Consider the following 18,282-nt stretch of genomic DNA (forward strand, 5'->3'; position numbering starts at 1 on the left):
ACCTGCTGCAAATTGGCCTGCTGCAAACTGTCCTGCCTCAAAGCTTCCAGCCCGAATGCAGCGCGGCAATTCCGCCGGAATAGTTGCGGAACGATACCCGCTCGAAGCCGGCCCGGGTGATCATCGAAGCAAAGTTCTGCTGGTTGGGAAATTTGCGGATCGATTCGACCAGATAGGAATAGGGCTCGCCGTCGCCGGTCACCATCTTGCCGATCTGCGGAATGGCGTTGAACGACCAGGCTTCGTAGACCTTGTCGAGCAGCGGCATCTCGACCTCGGAAAATTCCAGGCAGAGGAACCGCCCACCGGGCTTCAGCACGCGGAATGCCTCGCTGAGCGCGACATCGATGCGCGGCACGTTGCGGATGCCGAAAGCGATGGTGTAGGCGTCGAAGGTAGCGTCCGCAAAAGGCAGTTCCTCGGCATTGGCCTCGACGAAATCGGTGCTTCCGGACAGGGCCTTCTTCTCGGCCCGGTCGCGGCCGACGCTGAGCATCGAGCCATTGATGTCGAGCACCGTGGCATGCGCATTGCCATGGCTGGCGTCGACGATGCGGAAGGCGATGTCGCCGGTGCCGCCGGCCACGTCGAGCACTTTCCAGCCCGGACGTTTCGGCGGATTGAGCCATGTCACCATGGCGTCCTTCCACAGCCGGTGCAGTCCGGCCGACATCAGGTCGTTCATCAGGTCGTAGCGGCCCGCCACCTTGTGGAAAACGTCATTGACCAAGGGCTGCTTGTCGCCTGGCCCTACGCTCTTGAAACCATAGGAGGTTTCCATGCCGCCCGCGGCCGTGGTTCTCTCAACTGACATTATTTTGATCCGTCATAAAACCGGCGGGACCATAGCCGATCGATGGTGCGGGCGCTATTGTTTAAGGCGCGGTGTTCAGCCGCGCTTCCAGGTGGCGGGTTTTCAAGACCTGGACTGACCGACGGGATGTTTGAATGCCTTTGAAAGCAGAACTGCACTGCCACATCGAAGGGGCAGCGGCGCCCGAGCTCGTCATCCGCCAGGCGCAGAAATACGGCAAGGACACCTCGCCCTATATTCAGAACGGCTCCTTCGTCTGGCACGATTTCAGCTCCTTTCTCGCGGCTTACGATTTTTCCTCCGATTTGTTCCGCACCGAGGAGGATTATGCGCGCCTCGCCGACCATTATCTGACCAGCCTTGCCCGCGACGGCGCTATCTATTCCGAAGTCTTCACCTCGCCCGACCATGCCGTCAGGGCCGGCCTGTCACCCAAGGCCTACACCGACGCGCTCGGCGAAGGCATGCTGCGCGCCAAGGCCAAGACCGGCATAGAGGGCCGCATGATCGTCACCGGCGTGCGTCATGTCGGCGTCGAATCGATCGAGCAGGCGGCGCGCTTTGCGGCGCGCTGCGGCAACCCGCTGGTCACCGGCTTCGGCGTCGCCGGCGACGAGCGTATCGGCGAGATGGAGGATTATGTCAGGGCCTTCGAGATCGCCCGCGAAGCCGGCCTCGGCATCACCATCCATGCCGGCGAACTGACCGGCTGGGAGACGGTACAGGCAGCCCTCGACCACATCCGCCCCTCGCGCATTGGCCATGGCGTGCGCGCCATCGAAAACCCCGACCTGGTGCGGCGCATCGCCGATGAGGGCATCGTGCTCGAATGCTGCCCCGGCTCCAACATCGCGCTCCAGGTCTACGAGACTTTCGCCGACCATCCCTTCACCGCTTTGCAGGCAGCCGGCTGCAAGGTGACGCTGAACTCCGACGACCCGCCCTATTTCTGGACCTCGCTGAAGCGCGAATACGATATTGCCGCCGAACATTTTGCCATGAACGAAAAGGCGCTGACCGCCGTCACCAAGACGGCGATCGAGGCCGCTTTCGTCGACAGGAAGACCAAGACGGCGCTTCTTGCGCGGCTGAACGCCGTCGCGCGCTGATTTCCCGCGACAAAGCTGTGGCCGGCGCCGCCAGGCGGTTCCTTGGCCGGCGCATTGTCGCTAGGGTTGTTGCAAGCAGCGAAAATTTCAGGAGTAACCCATGCAGGGCGTCACCGTCGTCGACCACCCGCTTGTCCAGCACAAGCTGACCATCATGCGCAAGAAGGAGACGTCGACAGCCGGCTTCCGGCGGCTGCTGCGCGAGATTTCGTTGCTGCTCGGCTATGAGGTCACCCGCAACCTCGAACTGACGACGACAACCATCGAGACGCCGATCGAGACCATGGAGGCGCCGACGCTGGAGGGCAAGAAGCTGGTCTTCGCCTCGGTACTGCGCGCCGGCAACGGCTTGCTCGAAGGCCTGCTCGACTTGGTGCCGGCGGCGCGCGTCGCCCATATCGGCCTCTACCGCGACCACGAGACGCTGGAGGCGGTGGAATATTTCTTCAAGGCCCCGAGCGATCTCGCCGACCGGCTGGTGATCGTCGTCGACCCGATGCTGGCGACCGCCAATTCGGCGATCGCGGCGATCGACAAGCTGAAAGGGCGCGGCGCCACCAACATCCGCTTCCTCTGCCTGCTGGCGGCACCAGAGGGCATCGAGCGCTTCACCAAGGCGCATCCGGATGTTCCGGTGTTCACCGCCTCAATCGACCGCCAGCTCAACGAGAAGGGCTACATTATGCCCGGCCTCGGCGATGCCGGCGACCGCATGTACGGGACCAAATGACGGCGGCTGGCAAAGCCGGCCGACACAGCCTCGTTTACCGCCCGTTTACGCAAAGCCTCGGTTTCGGGCCGGCGTTAAAGCGGCAAACACCATATGCGCACGAGAATGGCCCTTCACGAAGGTCCATTCATGCTGCGCAAGCTTCTCATTTTGGGCGTGTTCGCCGGAACATCGGCGTCGATCCCGATCGTCTACCAGTCGAACCCGCAAATGCTTGACGGCCTGCTGAAGTCGACGGTCGCCAGCAAGCCGGCCGCGCAACCGCAGCCCGAGCTGAACCTCGCCTCGGTTCCTGACAAACCGGCCGCACCGCTGCCCACCGGCCGCAAGGTATTGGTGGCGGCTGACGAGCGCGGCCATTTCACCTCCGCCTTCAAGCTCAACGGCCGCCAGGTCGACGGCATGATCGACACCGGTGCCACGCTGGTCGCCATCAACACCTCGACGGCGCGGCGCATCGGCATCTCGCTCAACCCGTCGGATTTCAGCCATCAGGTCAACACCGCCAACGGCGCGATCAGAGCGGCCGTGGTCAACATCGACCGCCTGCAGATCGGCAAGATCAGCGTCGACAACATCCAGGCGGTGGTGCTCGACGACAGGGCGCTGCAGACCAACCTGATCGGCATGAGCTTTTTGCAGCGGCTGGCAAAGTACCAGGTCGAAAACGGCACATTGCTGCTCGTGCAGTAGGCTGCCACGGGTTCGGGTAACAAATGCACGTCGCGTCGAACCGAGTTCAGTTCAATCAGACGCAGCGCCGCCCCTCATTGTCCTGCCGGACATTTCTCCCCGTATAGTGACGGGGAGAAAAAAGCCGTCACCTAAAGATTTCGCCAATCGCCAGCGGTGCAAGAGAGCCGCCAGGGTCGCGGACAGTTCCCTTCTCCCCGTCACTATACGGGGAGAAGGTGCCGGCAGGCGGATGAGGGGCGGCGCGTACCAACGATGTTGAACTAACCCTTTAACGATCGTTTCAACCCGACTCGCTTTAACCGCGCGCCAGCACCCGGCGAATGACGGTCTTGTCGGCGGCCGGCTTGGAAGCCCCGATCGTGTAGGCCGAAAGCACAGCTGCGGCGGCCGCTTCGGCCTCCGCTTTCGTGCGGGCATGGACCAGCGCCAGCGGCTCGCCGGATCGCACCTCGGCGCCGATCGGCAGCAGCCTGGTGATGCCGACCGCATGATCGATCCTGTCGTCCGGCCGCGTCCGCCCGCCGCCGAGCCCGACCACGGCAAGGCCGATGTCGCGGGTGGCAATCCCCGTGACAAAGCCGTTTTCGGTTGCCTTGACCGTAAACTCCACCGCCGCTTTGGACAGGTATTTCTCCGGCTTCTCGACGAAATCGGCGGGACCGCCAAGCGCCGCCACCATGCGCGCGAAAATGGCCGCCGCGCGGCCACCGGCCAGCGTTTCGGCGGCGCGCCTGAGACCATCTTGCTGGGATGACACCAGTCCCGTCGACTGCAGCATCTCTGCGGCAAGCGCCAACGTCACATCCTCCAGCCGCTTGTCGCGGAACCGCCCGGTCAGGAAGTCGACGGCGTTGCGCACCTCGACCGCATTGCCGGCCGCCGACGCCAGCGGCTCGTTCATGCCGGTGACCAGCGCCGAGGCCTTCAGGCCGGCGCCATTGGCGACCTCGACCAGGCTGTTGGCCAGGGCGGTCGCATCGCGCGACTTCTCCATGAAGGCGCCATTGCCGACCTTGACGTCGAGCACCAGCGACTGCAGGCCGGCCGCCAGCTTCTTCGACAGGATCGAGGCGGTGATCAGCGGCACCGATTCCACCGTTCCGGTGACGTCACGGATTGCATAGAGGCGGCGATCGGCGGGCGCGAGATCTGCGGTCTGGCCGATGATGGCGCAGCCGGTCTCCAGCACCGTCTTGCGGAAACGCGCAACATCCGGCTGGCTGATATAGCCTGGAATGGCGTCCATCTTGTCCAGCGTGCCGCCGGTATGGCCGAGGCCGCGGCCGGAGATCATCGGCACATAGGCGCCGCAGGCGGCAACGATCGGCGCCAGCATCAGCGAGACATTGTCGCCGACGCCACCCGTCGAATGCTTGTCGGTGACCGGACCCGGCAGGTCCGACCAGTCGAGCACGTCGCCGGAATCGCGCATCGCCAGCGTCAGCGCCACCGCTTCGTCGCGGCTCATGCCGTTGAAGAACACTGCCATTGCAAAGGCGCCGACCTGCCCGTCCGACACGCTGCCCGAAGCCACGCCGGCGACGAAGGCCGCTATCTCCTGCGCCGACAGTTTCTGGCCGTCGCGCTTGCGACGGATGATTTCCTGCGGAAGCATCAGGCGTCGTCGCCCTTCGGCTCCGGCAGACCGTCCTGGAACACATGCGTAAGGATCGTCGCCAGCCGCGCGCCGCCGATCGGCGCCATGTCCTTGGTCTCCTGGTGCGACAGCTCCGCCCCGGTCATCCCGGCGGCGAGGTTGGTGATCACCGAACAGGCGGCAACGCGCAGGCCGAGGAAGCGGGCGAGGATGACCTCCGGCACGGTCGACATGCCCACCGCATTGGCGCCCATGATACGGGCCATGCGGATTTCGGCCGGCGTCTCGAAGCAGGGGCCGGAAAACCACATATAGACGCCTTGATGCAGCCGGGTCCCGGTGGCCTTGGCGGCGCGTTCGATCGCCGCACGCAGGCCGACGTCATAGGCCTCGGTCAGGCCGACGAAGCGGCGATCGCTCGGCTCGCCGATCAGCGGGTTGGAACCGGAGAAATTGATATGGTCGGTGATCAGCATCACCGATCCCGGCGGCATATCGGGTTCGACCGAACCGGCGGCGTTGGTCAGGATCAGCTTGGTGATGCCGATGCCGGCGAGCACCTCCAGCGCCGGCCGCATCGCCGCGGCAACGCCGTGCTCGTAATAGTGGGCGCGGCCCGACAGCATCAGCACCGGCGTGCCGGCAAACAGCCCCGCCACCACCTCGCCGGCATGGCCGGTAACGCCGCTGCGGGGGAAACCCGGCAGGTCGGCATAGGAAACGCGCACGGCATTTTCGACCTGGTCGACAAGCCCGCCAAGGCCCGACCCCAGCACCATGGCGGTGGTCGGCGCCAACCCGTCCAGTCGTTCAACGAGATGGTCCAAAGCTTCTTTCATGTCAGCCAATCTTCATTTCAAAATGTCGCCGCGGAATCCGTAGGGCAGCATGTCGCCCATGGTCACGGTCTCGACCACGCCGCCATTGTCGCAGAGGTAGAGTTTCGTGTCTGGCCGGCAGAATTCCGCCAGCCTCTGCCGGCAGCCGCCGCAGGGCGTGCACTTCGCCATGCGCGAGGCAATGACAGCGATCTCCACGATCTTGCCGCCGCCGCCCATGATGTAATGGCCGAGCGCGGTGGTCTCGGCGCACCAGCCTTCCGGATAGGATGCCACCTCGATGTTGGCGCCGGTGAAGACACGGCCGTCCTCGGTGCGCAACGCCGCACCCACCGGAAACTTCGAATAGGGCGCGTAGGCCTTGGCCATGGCCTCTTGCGCGGCTTCGAACAGATCATGCGACATTCAGGTGTTCTCTCCGACGATCATGGTCAAAACCCGGCGCTTTGCGTTTTCCTCGCGCCTTACAAGCACCGAGCCGCGTGTTCGGCTCAGCGGTCCGAGACTAGCCTGCCCGGATCAACGTTCCTTGACATAGGGTACGCCGCCGGCGCGTGGCGGGATCGCCTTGCCGATGAAGCCGGCCAGCAGGATCACGGTCAGCACATAGGGCAGCGCCTGCATGAACTGCACCGGCACCTTGCCGATGAGCGGCAGCGGCGAGCCCTGCAGGCGGATCGCCGCCGCGTCGAGGAAGCCGAACAGAAGGCAGGCGAACATGGCGTTGACCGGCCGCCATTTGGCAAAGATCAGCGCCGCCAGCGCGATATAGCCCTTGCCCGCGGTCATATCCTTCACGAAGCCGCCATTCTGCACCATCGACAGATAGGCGCCGGCAATGCCAGTGAGGATACCGGTGCAGATCAGCGCCCGGTAGCGCAGCCAGGCGACCGAGATACCGGCGGTGTCGACGGCGGCCGGGTTCTCGCCGACCGCGCGCAGCCTGAGGCCGAAGCGGGTACGAAACAGCACCCACCAGGTGAACGGCACCATGGCGAAAGCGAGATAGACCAGGATCGAGTGCCCGGACAGAAGCTCAGAATAGATCGGTCCGATGATCGGCACGTCGTGGATGGCGGCCGCGCCAGGCAGAGTGATGGCCTCGAAGCGCTCGCCCGGCTGCAGCGCCGGCGTTCGCCCGCCCTGCTGGAACCAGGCCTGGCCCAGAATGATGGTCGACCCGGCGGCGACGAAGTTGATTGCCACACCGGAGACGATCTGATTGCCGCGGTGGGTGATCGACGCGAAGCCGTGCACCAGGGCGAAGGCGACCGACATCACGATCGCCATGCCGAGACCGAGGAAGGCCGAATGGAGGACCGAAGCTGCGGCCGCACCGGCGAAGGCGCCGACCAGCATCTTGCCTTCCAGCCCGATGTCGAAAACGCCTGCGCGTTCCGAATAGAGGCCGGCGAGGCAGGCGAGCAGCAGCGGCACCGACAGGCGGATGGTCGAGTCCAGGATCTGCACGATGGCGATGAACACATCCATCTCAGGCGCCCTTCCCTTTGACCGCTTCAATGCCCACAGACCTTGGACTGAACGAAGCGAACAGCGCCTGGACATAGGGCCGGAACATGTGCTCCAGCGCACCGGCAAACAGGATGACCAGGCCCTGGATGATGACGATCATGTCGCGGGAAATTGCAGGCATCTCGAAGGCAAGTTCGGCGCCACCCTGATAGAGCATGCCGAACAGGATCGCCGCCAGCACGATCCCGACCGGGTGCAGCCGCCCCATCAGCGCCACGGCGATGCCGACGAAACCGGCGCCGGAGACGAAATCGATCGCCACATTGTGCTGGTCGCCCATCACCGGGTTCAGCGTCATCATGCCGGCCAGCGCGCCCGAGATCATCATCGCGATGAGGATGATGCGCGTCTCCGAAATGCCGGCATAGCGCGCTGCCTTCGGGCTGTGGCCATAGGTGCGCATCTCGTAACCGAGCTTGGTGCGCCAGATAAGCAGCCAGACCAGGAAGGCCATCACCAGCGCCAGCAGGAAGCAGATGTTGAACGGCGCCGAGCGGATCTTGGCGCCGAACAGTTCGATGATCCAGTTGAGCTTCGGCAGTTCTGCGCCGGCGAGGAAGTTGCGGGTCTGCGGCGCCTGCGAGGCAGCCGGCTTCAACGGCCCGACCAGGAGATAGACCATGATCGAGGCGGCGATGAAATTGAACATGATGGTGGTGATGACGATGTGCGAACCGCGCTTGGCCTGCAGATAGGCCGGGATCAGCGCCCACAGCGCGCCGACGGCGGCCCCGGCGGCGATCGACAGCGGAAACGTCAGCCACCATGGCAACACACTGTCGAAGGCAAGGCAGACCACGCCCACGCCGAGGCCGGCAATATAGGCCTGGCCCTCGGTGCCGATGTTGAACAGGCCGCAATGCGCGGCCACCGCCACCGACAGGCCGGTGAAGATGAAGGTGGTGGCGTAAAACAGCGTGAAGGCGATGCCGGTTCCCTTGCCGAAGGCGCCTTCGACCAGGATGACAGCGGCGCGGAACGGGTTCTCGCCGACCAGCATGACGACGAAACCGGCAACGATGAAGGCCACCGACAGATTGATCAGCGGGATCAGCCCATAATCGGCCCAGGCGGGCAATTTGGCATAAGGCGTGCTCATTCTGCCGCCTCCTGGCGCTCGACACCCGCCATCAAGAGGCCAAGCTCGCCTTCGGTCGCCTCCGGGCCGCGTTCGCCGACGATGCGGCCGGCAAACATCACCAGGATGCGGTCGGACAGCGAACGGATCTCGTCGAGTTCCACCGACACCACCAGCACTGCCTTGCCCTGGTCGCGCATGGCGATCAGCCGCTTGTGGATGAATTCGATGGCGCCGACATCGACCCCGCGCGTCGGCTGGCCGACGATGAGAACACCCGGGTCTTGTTCCATTTCCCGCGCCAGCACGATCTTCTGCTGGTTGCCGCCGGAGAAATTCGCCGTCTTCAGGCGTGGGTTGCCGGGACGAATGTCGTATTTCTCGATCTTGTCCTTGGCGTCGGCCATGATCGCATCGATGTTGAGGAACGGCCCTTTGAGATAGCGCGGGTCGTCATGATAGCCGAGGATCGAATTCTCGTTCTCCTCGAAGGCCAGCACCAATCCGACATGATGGCGGTCCTCCGGCACATGGGCGAGCCCGCGGTCGCGCAACTCGCCCGGATCGGCGGCACCGGTCAGGTCGATCGGCTTGCCGTCGAGCATGACCGAGCCGGAAACGGCGCGCCTGATGCCGGAAATCGCCTCCAGCAGTTCGGACTGGCCGTTGCCGGCGACACCGGCAATGCCGACGATTTCGCCGGCGCGGATATCGAAGGAGATGTCGTCGACCATGGTGACGCCACGGGAATCCTTCACCGTCAGGTTCTTGACCGCGAGCTTGACGGCGCCGGCTTCCGCCTCGCCCTTTTCCACCCGCAGCAGCACGCGCCGTCCGACCATCAGCTCGGCCAGTTCGCCCACCGTCGTCTTGGCTGTTTCGCGCGTCGCCACCATCGTGCCCTGGCGCATGACCGAGACGTTGTCGGTGATGGCCATGATCTCGCGCAGCTTGTGGGTGATCAGCACCACTGTCTTTCCCTGTTCCTTCAATTGCTTGAGGATGCGAAAGAGGTGGTCGGCCTCGGCCGGCGTCAAGACGCCCGTCGGCTCGTCGAGGATCAGGATTTCGGCGCCTCGATAAAGCGCCTTGAGGATTTCGACGCGCTGCTGCAGGCCGACCGGCAGTTCCTCGATGATGGCATCGGGATCGACTTCCAGCCCGTATTCGCGCTCGAGGCGCTCCAGTTCGGAGCGCGCCTTGGCGATGCTCTTTTTCAACAGCGCATCGCTTTCGGCGCCGAGGATGATGTTTTCCAGCACGGTGAAATTGTCGACCAGCATGAAGTGCTGGTGCACCATGCCGATGCCGAGCGCGATGGCGTCATTGGAGGTCTTGATCGACGCCGGCTTGCCGCCGACGCGGATTTCGCCGCTGTCGGCCTGGTAGAAGCCGTAGAGGATCGACATCAGCGTCGACTTGCCGGCGCCGTTCTCGCCGACAATGCCGTGGATGGTGCCGCGCGCGATCTCCAGATTGATATCGCGATTGGCACGAACGGCGCCAAAACTCTTGTTGATGCCGATCAGTTCGATTGCGGCTTGCGCCATGCAGCCTGTCCCATTCTTATTTTTTATCGCTTGGTCAAAACGCCTAGCATGATGTCCCGTCTGTGCCAATTGGCGGCGCAGCGACCACTCTCGACAAATCCCGGTGCGATTGTCAATTTCGAACGTGGCCGGAGACCTTCACATTCACTAATATACAAGGCTCAATGGGCATCACTTTGTAACTGCGTGCACCGAGACCTGGGGAATTTCGAATGATCATGCCTGCCGACCGGCTGACGACGCTGGAAATCCGCACCACCGAGCAGGAAAAGACCATCGAGGAACTGTCCGGCCAGATCGCCGAGCAGTGGCAGGTGATCGAGCGCATGCAGCGCAAGCTCGATGCCCTGACCGAGCGCTTCATGGCGCTGGAGGAACAGTCGGCGCCGGATGTGCCGATAACCAAACCACCGCACTGGTAGCAAGGAGAAGCCGATGGCCAGTGAGAGCGATCCCGTTGCGCGTGCCGGCGACTATGTGCTTGGCCTGATGAACGACCGCGACCGGGAGCGCGCCGAGCGCGACCTCGAGATCGACCCCGCCTTCCGCGACACGGTGATGCGGCTGGCCGAGCGCATGCATGTCTTCGACCGCACGGGGCCGCCGTCGGGTGGCAGCGACCGCTGGCGGCTGATCTCGCAACGCATCGCCGAAATGCCGCAAATGCGGGTGGTCGGCCACGACGAGGTTAAGCCGGCGCCGGTGATCAGCAAGCTGGAGCGCCGCCCGTATGGCGTGGGTGTGCATTCGCTCGGCGGCCGGCGCGGCGCCGTCATCGCCATCGCGCTGATCGTGGTGTTTGCGCTGGGTTATCTCTTGGGCTTGTTGTCGGCGGGAAGTGCGCTTCTGCCTTGAACGGCGGAGCAAGTCGCATAAGACGCACCCCCCTCCGTCTCGGGCTTCGCCCGAGCCCGCGACGCTGGTACTGCCGATCTCCCCCTTTGCGGGGGAGATGGCCGGCAGGCCAGAGGGGGGTATGCAGGATCACCAGCCTGAATTGCTTCCGCCGGGAATGAACCCGTGAATTGGCTGATAGGCTGAGGGACAGCACCCCCCTCTGCCTCCCCCGCAAGGGGGGAGATCGGATGTCGCCGAGACCCTCGCCAATCTTCAACGACCCCAAAACAAAACCGCCGGGCTTTCACCCGGCGGTTCCAAACCTTAGTCCTTGCCTATCAATACGGGCAGGCGTTGTCGGCGGTGTAGTCATGCACCTCGATCTTGCCGGCGATGATGTCGGCCTTGGCCTTTTCGACCGCCGCCTTCATCTCGTCGGTGACCAGCGCCTTGTTGTTGTCGTCCATGGCGTAGTCGACGCCGCCTTCCTTGAGGCCGAGATTTTGCAGGCCGCCTTTGAAGGTGCCGTTCTTGCCGTCCATGAAGGCGGTGTAGACGGCCACGTCGACGCGCTTCAGCATCGAGGTCAGCACCTTGCCGGGCTGCAGGCCGTTCTGGTTGGAATCGACGCCGATGCCGAGCTTGCCGGCATCCGCCGCCGCTTGCAGCACGCCGACGCCGGTGCCGCCGGCCGCGGCATAGACCACGTCGGAGCCCTGGTCGATCTGCGTCTTGGCGATCTCGCCGCCCTTGGCCGGATCGTTCCACGCCGCCGGCGTGTCACCGGTCATGTTCTGGATGACGTCGGTAGCACCGGCAGACTTGGCGCCGCCGACATAGCCGCATTCGAACTTGCGGATCAGCGGAATGTCCATGCCGCCGATGAAGGAGACCTTCTTCGTCTTCGAGGCCATCGCCGCCATGATGCCGACGAGATAGGAGCCTTCGTTTTCCTTGAAGACAAGCGAGCGGACATTGGGCATATCGACGGCGTCGTCGATGATGGCGAAGTTGAGGTCGGGATATTCCTTGGCGACCACCTTCAGCGCATCCTCCCAGGCAAAGCCGGCCATGACGATCGGATTGCGGCCGTCTTCGGCGAAGCGGCGCAGCGCCTGCTCGCGCTGCGAGGCGTTGGACACTTCGAACTCGACATAGGCGATGCCGGTCTCGGTCTTGAACTTTTCGGCGCCGTGATAGGCAGCCTCGTTGAAGGATTTGTCGAACTTGCCGCCGAGATCGTAGAGGATGGCCGGCTGGACATCCGCGGCGAAAGCCGGAAGAACCATTGCGGTTGCGGCCAGGAGGCCGAGAACGATACGTTTCATGTGATCCACACCCTGTCGGTTATTTTTTTCCGTTACGCGCCGCCCGCTTGCCCGGTTCTCCGGCAGGCATGCGACATCAGCCAGGAGTGTACTCCCCTCCCGCTCCAGGCAATCTGGCACGGCCCGAAACAAAATTCACGCGGAATTTTGACCTTTTGGAAAAGCATGCCCAAGGCGGTGAACAACCGTGAACGGTTGCCGCTTTGTCGTCGCCGATCCGCCGGAACAACCCGTCAGCCCGGGGCGAATTCTCCGCCTCGCCGCCGGCGCCGGTAGCCGATTGCGTGGAACAGCAAGGCAGCGACCGCGAACACGGCAAAGCCGGGCTGGGCAAGCACCCAGGCGATGCCGGCATCCCATACGATCGGGCTCGCGTTGGCGCGCACGAAGGTCTCGAAGGCCGCGCGGGTGTCGGGCGACACCGCCAGCCAGCTCGAATTGAGCGGTGTCATGACCAGCGCGGAGGCCGCCACCGAGCGCGTCGCGTCAAGCACCGCCATGATGACGGCGACCGAAAGGGCGACCATGGCCGCGAGGCGAAACAGAAAACGCAACATCGAGATCTTTCCTCCGGTCCTCAAGCTCCTCCCGAGGACCATCCGGTCAAGACGAGGAATAGAATGCGTATGCCCGGCGCGCAATCGGCCTACGCGAATTTGAAGCTCCCCGTCCGCCTATATGGTCGCCTTTCGGCTGCGCCGATGCACGAGCCAGACGCCGAGGATACCGCCGCCGATGGCGCCGACCACCAGCCCGGCAAGGCCGATGAACACCGCGAAGTAGCCGCAGCCGCCCTCGAAACAGCTGATGTCGGTGACTTCGGCGATGGCAGCACCGAGCGCGAAGCCGGCGACGGCGCCGCCGACCGCGCCGAGAATGATGCCGAGCAGCGCGGCGACGATCGAGGCGAAGACTGACGGCGCTTGCGCTTGCCGCGCGGTATAGACGGCCGCAGGTCCGGCATCGCGGCGCAGCAGGTAGATGCAGAACAGGCCGATGCCGATTTCGGCGGCAGTGATCGCCATGCTCCTGGCGGAAAAGACGAAATCCGGCACAGCCAGCACATAGGCCTGCCTTGCCAGCAGAAAGACGATGATGGCGATCTGCCAGAAGGTGAAATGGCGCGGGAAGTGCGCCGAACGGCCGAAGGCGAGGCCGAGCAGATAGAGCCCCCACAGGATGGTGATGATATCGAAGGCCAGCGCGCCAAGGACGAAATAGAAGACCGTGTCCGGCAGGCCGGAATTACCGACCAGCCACCAGGCCGAAACCAGGCCATAGGCCGACCACGCCATGACGAAGGCCAGCCAGACCACCGGTATGAAGGACAGGTCCGAACGCCCGGGCGGCAACCCGCCTGGGATGCCTCCGGCTGGCGTTCCGCTGCCGGGATTTTCGCCAATCGATGTCATGTCGGACAATGCCCCCCCGCAAAGCCTCTGCCTCACTCGACAACTGGCCCGGGGCGAAGTCAAGCGCGGCCGTCCCCACGGCGTTGCCTGTGCACACCATTCGGCGCCCAGCGCTTCTGGAACGTAGGCGCCGACGATCCCGCGAAACGATGCATGGCCGGCAAAGATAATAGACTGCCGTTATGGCTTGGCATTCGGCGCCGGATCGACTAGATGAGCCCCGCGCCTGTTTGATTGACGGGCGCCGGGAAGGGCATCCGCTGGTTGGCGGCGCCCGCAGCGCGGGTCTCCCCCGCACTCCCAAAGGGATGCATCTCCCCAACCCGCTCGGCAAAACCGGCCGACGCGAATGCAAGGACGGAGAGGTGGCCGAGTGGTTGAAGGCGCACGCCTGGAAAGTGTGTTTACGGGAGACCGTAACGCGGGTTCGAATCCCGCTCTCTCCGCCAACTTACCCCTCAAAAAACCCACCATTACCGGCATTTCCATCCTCCTATTGACCTTGAACGCGCAACATGTGCCTTATCTCGTGTAACAAACTGTGTAACACGGGGGCGATTGAATGGCGCGGAAAGGTCCGCCAAAGCCGCATAAGCGCGACGGCACCTGGTACCTCATCCGCCGTGTTCCGAAGGAATTCGCCGCGCTCGATCGGCGCGTTCTGGTCCGCATCAGCACCGATATCCCGATCGTAGATGATCCCCGCGGCATTCGCGCAAAGGAAGTCGTCTCGCGGCTCAACATCGAGCTCGAGGCCTACTGGCGAGGAGTCCGTGACGGCCAGTCTGGCGAGGCGCGCTTGCGCTTCGAGGCGGCTCAGCTGCGCGCCCGGTCGCTGGGTTTAGTCTATAACACCAATGCCGAGCTTGCCGCGGGTCCGACCGACGATATTGTCAGCCGTATCCGCCTGCTGCTCGACCGCAACGCCATTGATAGTGAGCTTGACGTCGCGGCTGTCCTTGGTGGCGAGCAGCGGCCGACAAAGCGGCTTTCGCAACTTGTCGAGATGTTCGAGGAGCTCGAAAGCCAGAACCTGCTTTCTATGTCGCCGAACCAGATCAAGAAGTGGCGCAACCCAAAGAAGCGGGCGCTGGCCAATCTAATCGAAGTCGTCGGCGATATAGACATCATGAGCCTCAATCGCGACCACGGCATTCAATTCCGTATGTACTGGCAGCGGCGCGTAAGTGTCGAAGGCCTCGACATCGGCACTGCTAACAAGGACATCGGCCATATCTCCAAGATGCTGACCGACATTGACATGGCACACCAGCTGAAGCTGCCGCCAGTGTTCAAGCAGTTGCGTTTGTCTGGCGAGGTGGCGGCCCAAAGAGCGGCGTTCGACACCAAATTTGTGAAAGACAAGATTCTCGCAGAAGGCGCCCTGAAACCGCTCAATGACGAAGCGCGCCACCTAGTGCTGCTGATCGCCGACACAGGCCTGCGCCTGTCGGAGGCGGCGAATCTGCTCCCTGACCAGATCCTCCTCGAGCACGACGTGCCACATGTAAAAATCCGCGCGATCGGCCGCCGACTAAAGACGGAGCAATCCGCCCGCGATATGCCGCTGGTCGGCTGCGCGCTGGCGGTGATGAAGCTCCACCCCAAAGGTTTCCCTCGATACCGCGACAAGGCGGCGTCCCTTTCGGCGATCGTGAACAAGACGCTAGATGCCAATGGCCTGCTGCCGACCGATAATCATAGCCTCTACAGCTTGCGCCACACATTCGAGGATCGGCTGACGGCCGTGGAGGCGCCTGAGAAGATTATCGCTGAACTAATGGGTCACAAGTGGATTCGCCCGAAATACGGCGCCGGCCCGACGCTTGAACACAAGCGCGAATGGCTGTTGAAGATCGCTTTCATACCGCCGGCACATCTTTGATCACTCGCCTCATCATCGCCGACAAAACGGCCCGAGCTCGGCCACGGTTATCCAACTTGGCGCACTTGAGCTCGACGGCGCGCTCCAGATGCCCGAACGTCGGCGCGTATGCGCTTCCAGGAACGGTCACGCTTGCGCTTGCGGCGCGCTCCGATAAATTGGTCGCGAGCCGAGACCAAATCCGAGAGGTCGAAAGGAGGTATGGCGATGTCGCCAGGCAAGAACTCAACCTCCAGCCTTCAGCCCTCACCCGCTCCGAAGCGGAGTACATCCTCGACTTCCGCGATGCTGACGCCCTCTGAGCTCGACTTGCTTCGGCAACAGTCGAAGGAGACGGGCGACGTCGCGCGAAAGGCCTTCCATGGTCTACGCCCCAAAACAGCAAAAGCAGCCTGAGCGCTTGAGGTGCACCGAGCAGACGCGCCTGAGCCCCGCGGAGCAGCATCAAACGTCTGGCCTGCCGACACCACGCACGAGGATCGCATCCCGCTTCCGAATGGCGCGGCCGAATTGGGAACGACGGGCCCGGGGACCGCGGGCGGCTACTACACGCCCAGTCGAGGCGCGATCGTCATCGCGCTGGACAGCAGCGACCCGTTGCGGCCTACCACGAGGCGTTCCATCGCGTGCAAGCGCTGTTCCTCACAGATCCCGACAAATCGATCGTTAAAGCTAAGCTCGGCCAGCTGCGTCGCATGAACGGCGAGACGCGCTTCGGGCCGCCGGCGAAGTTGTAACTGCATATAGGGCGTTCAAAGTGCCTGAAGGCCAGCCGAGGTTCGAAGGCCCTTGCGTCGCTTTAGCCTTGTCTCAGTCTCTAGGTATGCCGCAACCGCAGCTCCAATGACGTTTGGCAACGTCCAGATCATCCGCCGAATCACTCATTCGAATCAGCAAATTTCCGAGGCAACCAGGCCAGACCGCCGACCGAAATCTCTCTCGATTCTTCATCCGGCAACGAAATTAGCGCGCCGTCAAAATCGGCAATATCACGCAAAAACAGCGGGTTAAGCGCTTCGCAACAAATTAATGAACTGTTAACCTGCAACCATCTCTACAGAGACCGTCCGCTAACGTCCGGCTGTTCGCATTAAACACCGGAGAGAAATGGAATGGCCGTACGCATAGTGAGACTAAAGGAACTGGTATTCCGATCGGGACTGGGGCGTAGCTCCATCTACGAGATGGTATCGACCGGAGATTTTCCGGCCCCTGTTCAGATTGGCGAGCGCGCCATCGGATGGATCGAAAGTGAATTTGAGACCTGGCTCAATGCAAAGACGGCTCAACGTGACGCCGTCCGGGAAAGCGCAAAAGCCAAAACGCATGCCCAGCAACTCCGCCGAGCTGTCCATCAGGAAACCGCAGGGGCTCTTCCCAAAGATCAACTGACCTCCAGCAGGAAAGGGCTGAGCTGATGCGCAATTTTGCGAAGATAGCACCACGGATGTGGCTAGATCGACGCTTCAGGAACCTGACCCTTGAGAGCCGCTATTTGTATTTTTACATGCTTACATCTCCGTACCAAAGCATGGCGGGCTGCTTTCAAGTACCCGACGCTCACGTGATGACGGATAGCAGCTTGAATAAACAGCAGTTTTCCTTGGCTCGTAGTTCCCTCATTCAAGGTCGTTTGATCATCTACGACCCAAAAACGGATGAGTATTTTGTTGTTGGCTGGTTCAAAGATAACAAACCGATGAATCCTAAACATCTGATTGGTGTAAAAGGCCACATCGAAAAAATCTGTAGCAAACGAGTGCGCACTGCGGTGCTAGCTGAACTTGAGCAGCGGTGCCCAGGAATGCTAGCTGATCTCGAGCAGCGCGCAGGAAAGATGGTGAAGAGCTCCGACGTAGTTCCATTTAACTCGCGCATTGCGAATACTCGAATTGGCCAGGGTGGGAAGCCGAACGCCTAGCAGATATGGGTCGCTCTCAGTGCGCCATCAAAGGCCCGTCCAAACGCTATCGATACAGTATCGATACACTACCGATACCCTACGGATACCGTATCGACACCCTATCCATACCCTATCGATAGGGTATCAACACAGAGACTTTACGCAGAGAGACAAAACGGAAATCCACCGAAACCAACCAAAGAATCTTACCTAGACCGTCATTCGAAAAAAGTTCGCGCTAGCGGGAAAATCCATCCCCTGCTTTGGACGTGAGGATCGATCAAGGAGGAAAGAACCAGTTGTCGCAAAGCTACGTCGAGTCATGCGAAGCTAAGACCAGGAAGGGAACGGAATGCAGAAACGCAGTTGTGCCAGGGAAGCTCCGATGTCGGTTTCATGGTGGGCTGAGCACAGGCCCCACATCTCAAGCTGGAAAGGATCGGATAGCCGAAGCGCAACGCTCTCGTTGGGAAAGGTGGAGAGCTGAGAACAATCCATGATGGAGCCAGGCTCACGTCTGCAAATTGGCTTGGCTGGCCGTGGTGTTTGAGAGACGATCTCAGATGTTTCCGGACGGTCGCAAACCAATATGGATAGGTCAACAAAGCTTACGAATAACATCACACGAAAAGCGCGTCGTTCCATGGGGTATTACGATTATGTTGACTTTTGTTGACGTGAAAAAATTGTTTTGGGGTAAACGCGTTTCAGGCGCGCTGTAGCGGCCTGGGAATCTTAAGGCGCGTGATGTATAGGCGCCAACGCGTCTCGCGAGTTTCCCGATCACATTGGTTTTTCTGGGACAAGGTGCCCCAATCTGCAGATTAGAAGCCTGAATGTACGGCAGCTTGTGGGAAGCTGTATAGCTGTCTAGGAAGGCGACAAGGAGGCGCGAAGCAGTCCGGCAGCCTTGGGGCGTAAACGGATCGTCCGCTTTCAGATGCGTCTGATGTGGCACGACCACTTTGCGT

General features: G+C 62.2%; 19 protein-coding genes and 1 tRNA gene. 10 read left to right on the forward strand and 10 right to left on the reverse strand.

The genetic code is table 11. From position 1 onward, the window contains the following. Window positions 1–37 precede the first annotated feature (37 nt). Window positions 38–814, reverse strand: a complete 777-nt coding sequence (ubiE, locus tag AC04SG_RS25735) for a bifunctional demethylmenaquinone methyltransferase/2-methoxy-6-polyprenyl-1,4-benzoquinol methylase UbiE (protein ID WP_488553330.1) — start codon at window positions 812–814, stop codon at window positions 38–40. Window positions 815–948: 134 nt separating this feature from the next. Between ubiE and AC04SG_RS25740 the strand changes: the two genes are divergently transcribed. From AC04SG_RS25740 to AC04SG_RS25750, 3 genes are all read left to right on the forward strand, one after another. Beyond that, window positions 949–1,923, forward strand: coding sequence for an adenosine deaminase (locus AC04SG_RS25740; RefSeq protein WP_488553331.1), 975 nt, complete (start codon window positions 949–951; stop codon window positions 1,921–1,923). Window positions 1,924–2,023: 100 nt separating this feature from the next. Beyond that, window positions 2,024–2,653, forward strand: a complete 630-nt coding sequence (gene upp / locus AC04SG_RS25745) for a uracil phosphoribosyltransferase (protein WP_095084682.1) — start codon at window positions 2,024–2,026, stop codon at window positions 2,651–2,653. 129 nt (window positions 2,654–2,782) lie between these two features. Further along, window positions 2,783–3,346: a TIGR02281 family clan AA aspartic protease gene (locus tag AC04SG_RS25750; protein ID WP_488553332.1), complete on the forward strand. Its 564-nt coding sequence runs from the start codon at window positions 2,783–2,785 to the stop codon at window positions 3,344–3,346. A gap of 298 nt (window positions 3,347–3,644) precedes the next feature. On the opposite strand, the gene deoA is transcribed toward AC04SG_RS25750, so the two are convergent. The 6 genes from deoA to AC04SG_RS25780 form a co-directional block, all read right to left on the reverse strand. Continuing rightward, on the reverse strand, window positions 3,645–4,964 hold the full coding sequence (deoA, locus tag AC04SG_RS25755) for a thymidine phosphorylase (protein ID WP_488553333.1): 1,320 nt from the start codon (window positions 4,962–4,964) through the stop codon (window positions 3,645–3,647). Beyond that, window positions 4,964–5,785, reverse strand: coding sequence for a purine-nucleoside phosphorylase (locus AC04SG_RS25760; RefSeq protein ID WP_488553334.1), 822 nt, complete (start codon window positions 5,783–5,785; stop codon window positions 4,964–4,966). Before AC04SG_RS25760 ends, deoA begins: the two co-directional genes overlap by 1 nt. Before the next feature lie 12 nt (window positions 5,786–5,797). Continuing rightward, window positions 5,798–6,190 (reverse strand): cytidine deaminase, encoded by a 393-nt coding sequence (gene cdd / locus AC04SG_RS25765; protein WP_352559568.1) that lies wholly within the window; start codon window positions 6,188–6,190, stop codon window positions 5,798–5,800. Window positions 6,191–6,304: 114 nt separating this feature from the next. Further along, window positions 6,305–7,276 (reverse strand): ABC transporter permease, encoded by a 972-nt coding sequence (locus AC04SG_RS25770; RefSeq protein ID WP_488553335.1) that lies wholly within the window; start codon window positions 7,274–7,276, stop codon window positions 6,305–6,307. A 1-nt stretch (window position 7,277) separates the two neighbouring features. After that, on the reverse strand, window positions 7,278–8,417 hold the full coding sequence (locus AC04SG_RS25775; protein ID WP_488553336.1) for an ABC transporter permease: 1,140 nt from the start codon (window positions 8,415–8,417) through the stop codon (window positions 7,278–7,280). After that, entirely contained in the window at window positions 8,414–9,946 is a 1,533-nt protein-coding gene (locus tag AC04SG_RS25780; protein ID WP_352559571.1) for an ABC transporter ATP-binding protein, read from the reverse strand. The genes AC04SG_RS25775 and AC04SG_RS25780 overlap by 4 nt, the downstream gene beginning before the upstream one ends. A gap of 212 nt (window positions 9,947–10,158) precedes the next feature. Here AC04SG_RS25780 and AC04SG_RS25785 point away from each other — a divergent pair, with 212 nt between their 5' ends. Beyond that, window positions 10,159–10,368 carry a SlyX family protein gene (locus AC04SG_RS25785; protein ID WP_142866097.1) on the forward strand — a complete coding sequence of 70 codons (210 nt, stop codon included), beginning with the start codon at window positions 10,159–10,161 and terminating at the stop codon, window positions 10,366–10,368. A 13-nt stretch (window positions 10,369–10,381) separates the two neighbouring features. Further along, window positions 10,382–10,801 (forward strand): hypothetical protein, encoded by a 420-nt coding sequence (locus tag AC04SG_RS25790; RefSeq protein WP_203278625.1) that lies wholly within the window; start codon window positions 10,382–10,384, stop codon window positions 10,799–10,801. Between the two features lie 320 nt (window positions 10,802–11,121). On the opposite strand, the gene AC04SG_RS25795 is transcribed toward AC04SG_RS25790, so the two are convergent. The 3 genes from AC04SG_RS25795 to AC04SG_RS25805 all read right to left on the reverse strand — a co-directional run bounded on the left by AC04SG_RS25795 (window position 11,122) and on the right by AC04SG_RS25805 (window position 13,523). Continuing rightward, entirely contained in the window at window positions 11,122–12,111 is a 990-nt protein-coding gene (locus tag AC04SG_RS25795) for a BMP family lipoprotein (protein ID WP_488553337.1), read from the reverse strand. Window positions 12,112–12,344: 233 nt separating this feature from the next. Further along, complete coding sequence (locus AC04SG_RS25800) at window positions 12,345–12,668, reverse strand: hypothetical protein (RefSeq protein WP_488553338.1); 324 nt, start codon at window positions 12,666–12,668, stop codon at window positions 12,345–12,347. A 117-nt stretch (window positions 12,669–12,785) separates the two neighbouring features. Continuing rightward, window positions 12,786–13,523 carry a hypothetical protein gene (locus tag AC04SG_RS25805; protein WP_488553339.1) on the reverse strand — a complete coding sequence of 246 codons (738 nt, stop codon included), beginning with the start codon at window positions 13,521–13,523 and terminating at the stop codon, window positions 12,786–12,788. A gap of 359 nt (window positions 13,524–13,882) precedes the next feature. Between AC04SG_RS25805 and AC04SG_RS25810 the strand changes: the two genes are divergently transcribed. From AC04SG_RS25810 to AC04SG_RS25830, 5 genes are all read left to right on the forward strand, one after another. Next, a tRNA-Ser gene (locus AC04SG_RS25810) sits at window positions 13,883–13,972 on the forward strand. Window positions 13,973–14,085: 113 nt separating this feature from the next. Then, entirely contained in the window at window positions 14,086–15,408 is a 1,323-nt protein-coding gene (locus AC04SG_RS25815; protein WP_488553340.1) for a tyrosine-type recombinase/integrase, read from the forward strand. Window positions 15,409–16,520: 1,112 nt separating this feature from the next. Further along, window positions 16,521–16,826: a helix-turn-helix transcriptional regulator gene (locus AC04SG_RS25820; RefSeq protein ID WP_488553341.1), complete on the forward strand. Its 306-nt coding sequence runs from the start codon at window positions 16,521–16,523 to the stop codon at window positions 16,824–16,826. Next, window positions 16,826–17,329 carry a hypothetical protein gene (locus AC04SG_RS25825; RefSeq protein WP_488553342.1) on the forward strand — a complete coding sequence of 168 codons (504 nt, stop codon included), beginning with the start codon at window positions 16,826–16,828 and terminating at the stop codon, window positions 17,327–17,329. Before AC04SG_RS25820 ends, AC04SG_RS25825 begins: the two co-directional genes overlap by 1 nt. Before the next feature lie 251 nt (window positions 17,330–17,580). Further along, the gene (locus tag AC04SG_RS25830) at window positions 17,581–17,811 is read left to right on the forward strand and encodes an HGGxSTG domain-containing protein (protein ID WP_488553370.1); all 231 of its coding nucleotides are present in this window, start codon (window positions 17,581–17,583) and stop codon (window positions 17,809–17,811) included. The last annotated feature ends 471 nt before the right edge of the window (window positions 17,812–18,282 follow it).

It is taken from the genome of Mesorhizobium sp. CNPSo 4684 (genome assembly GCF_057784315.1).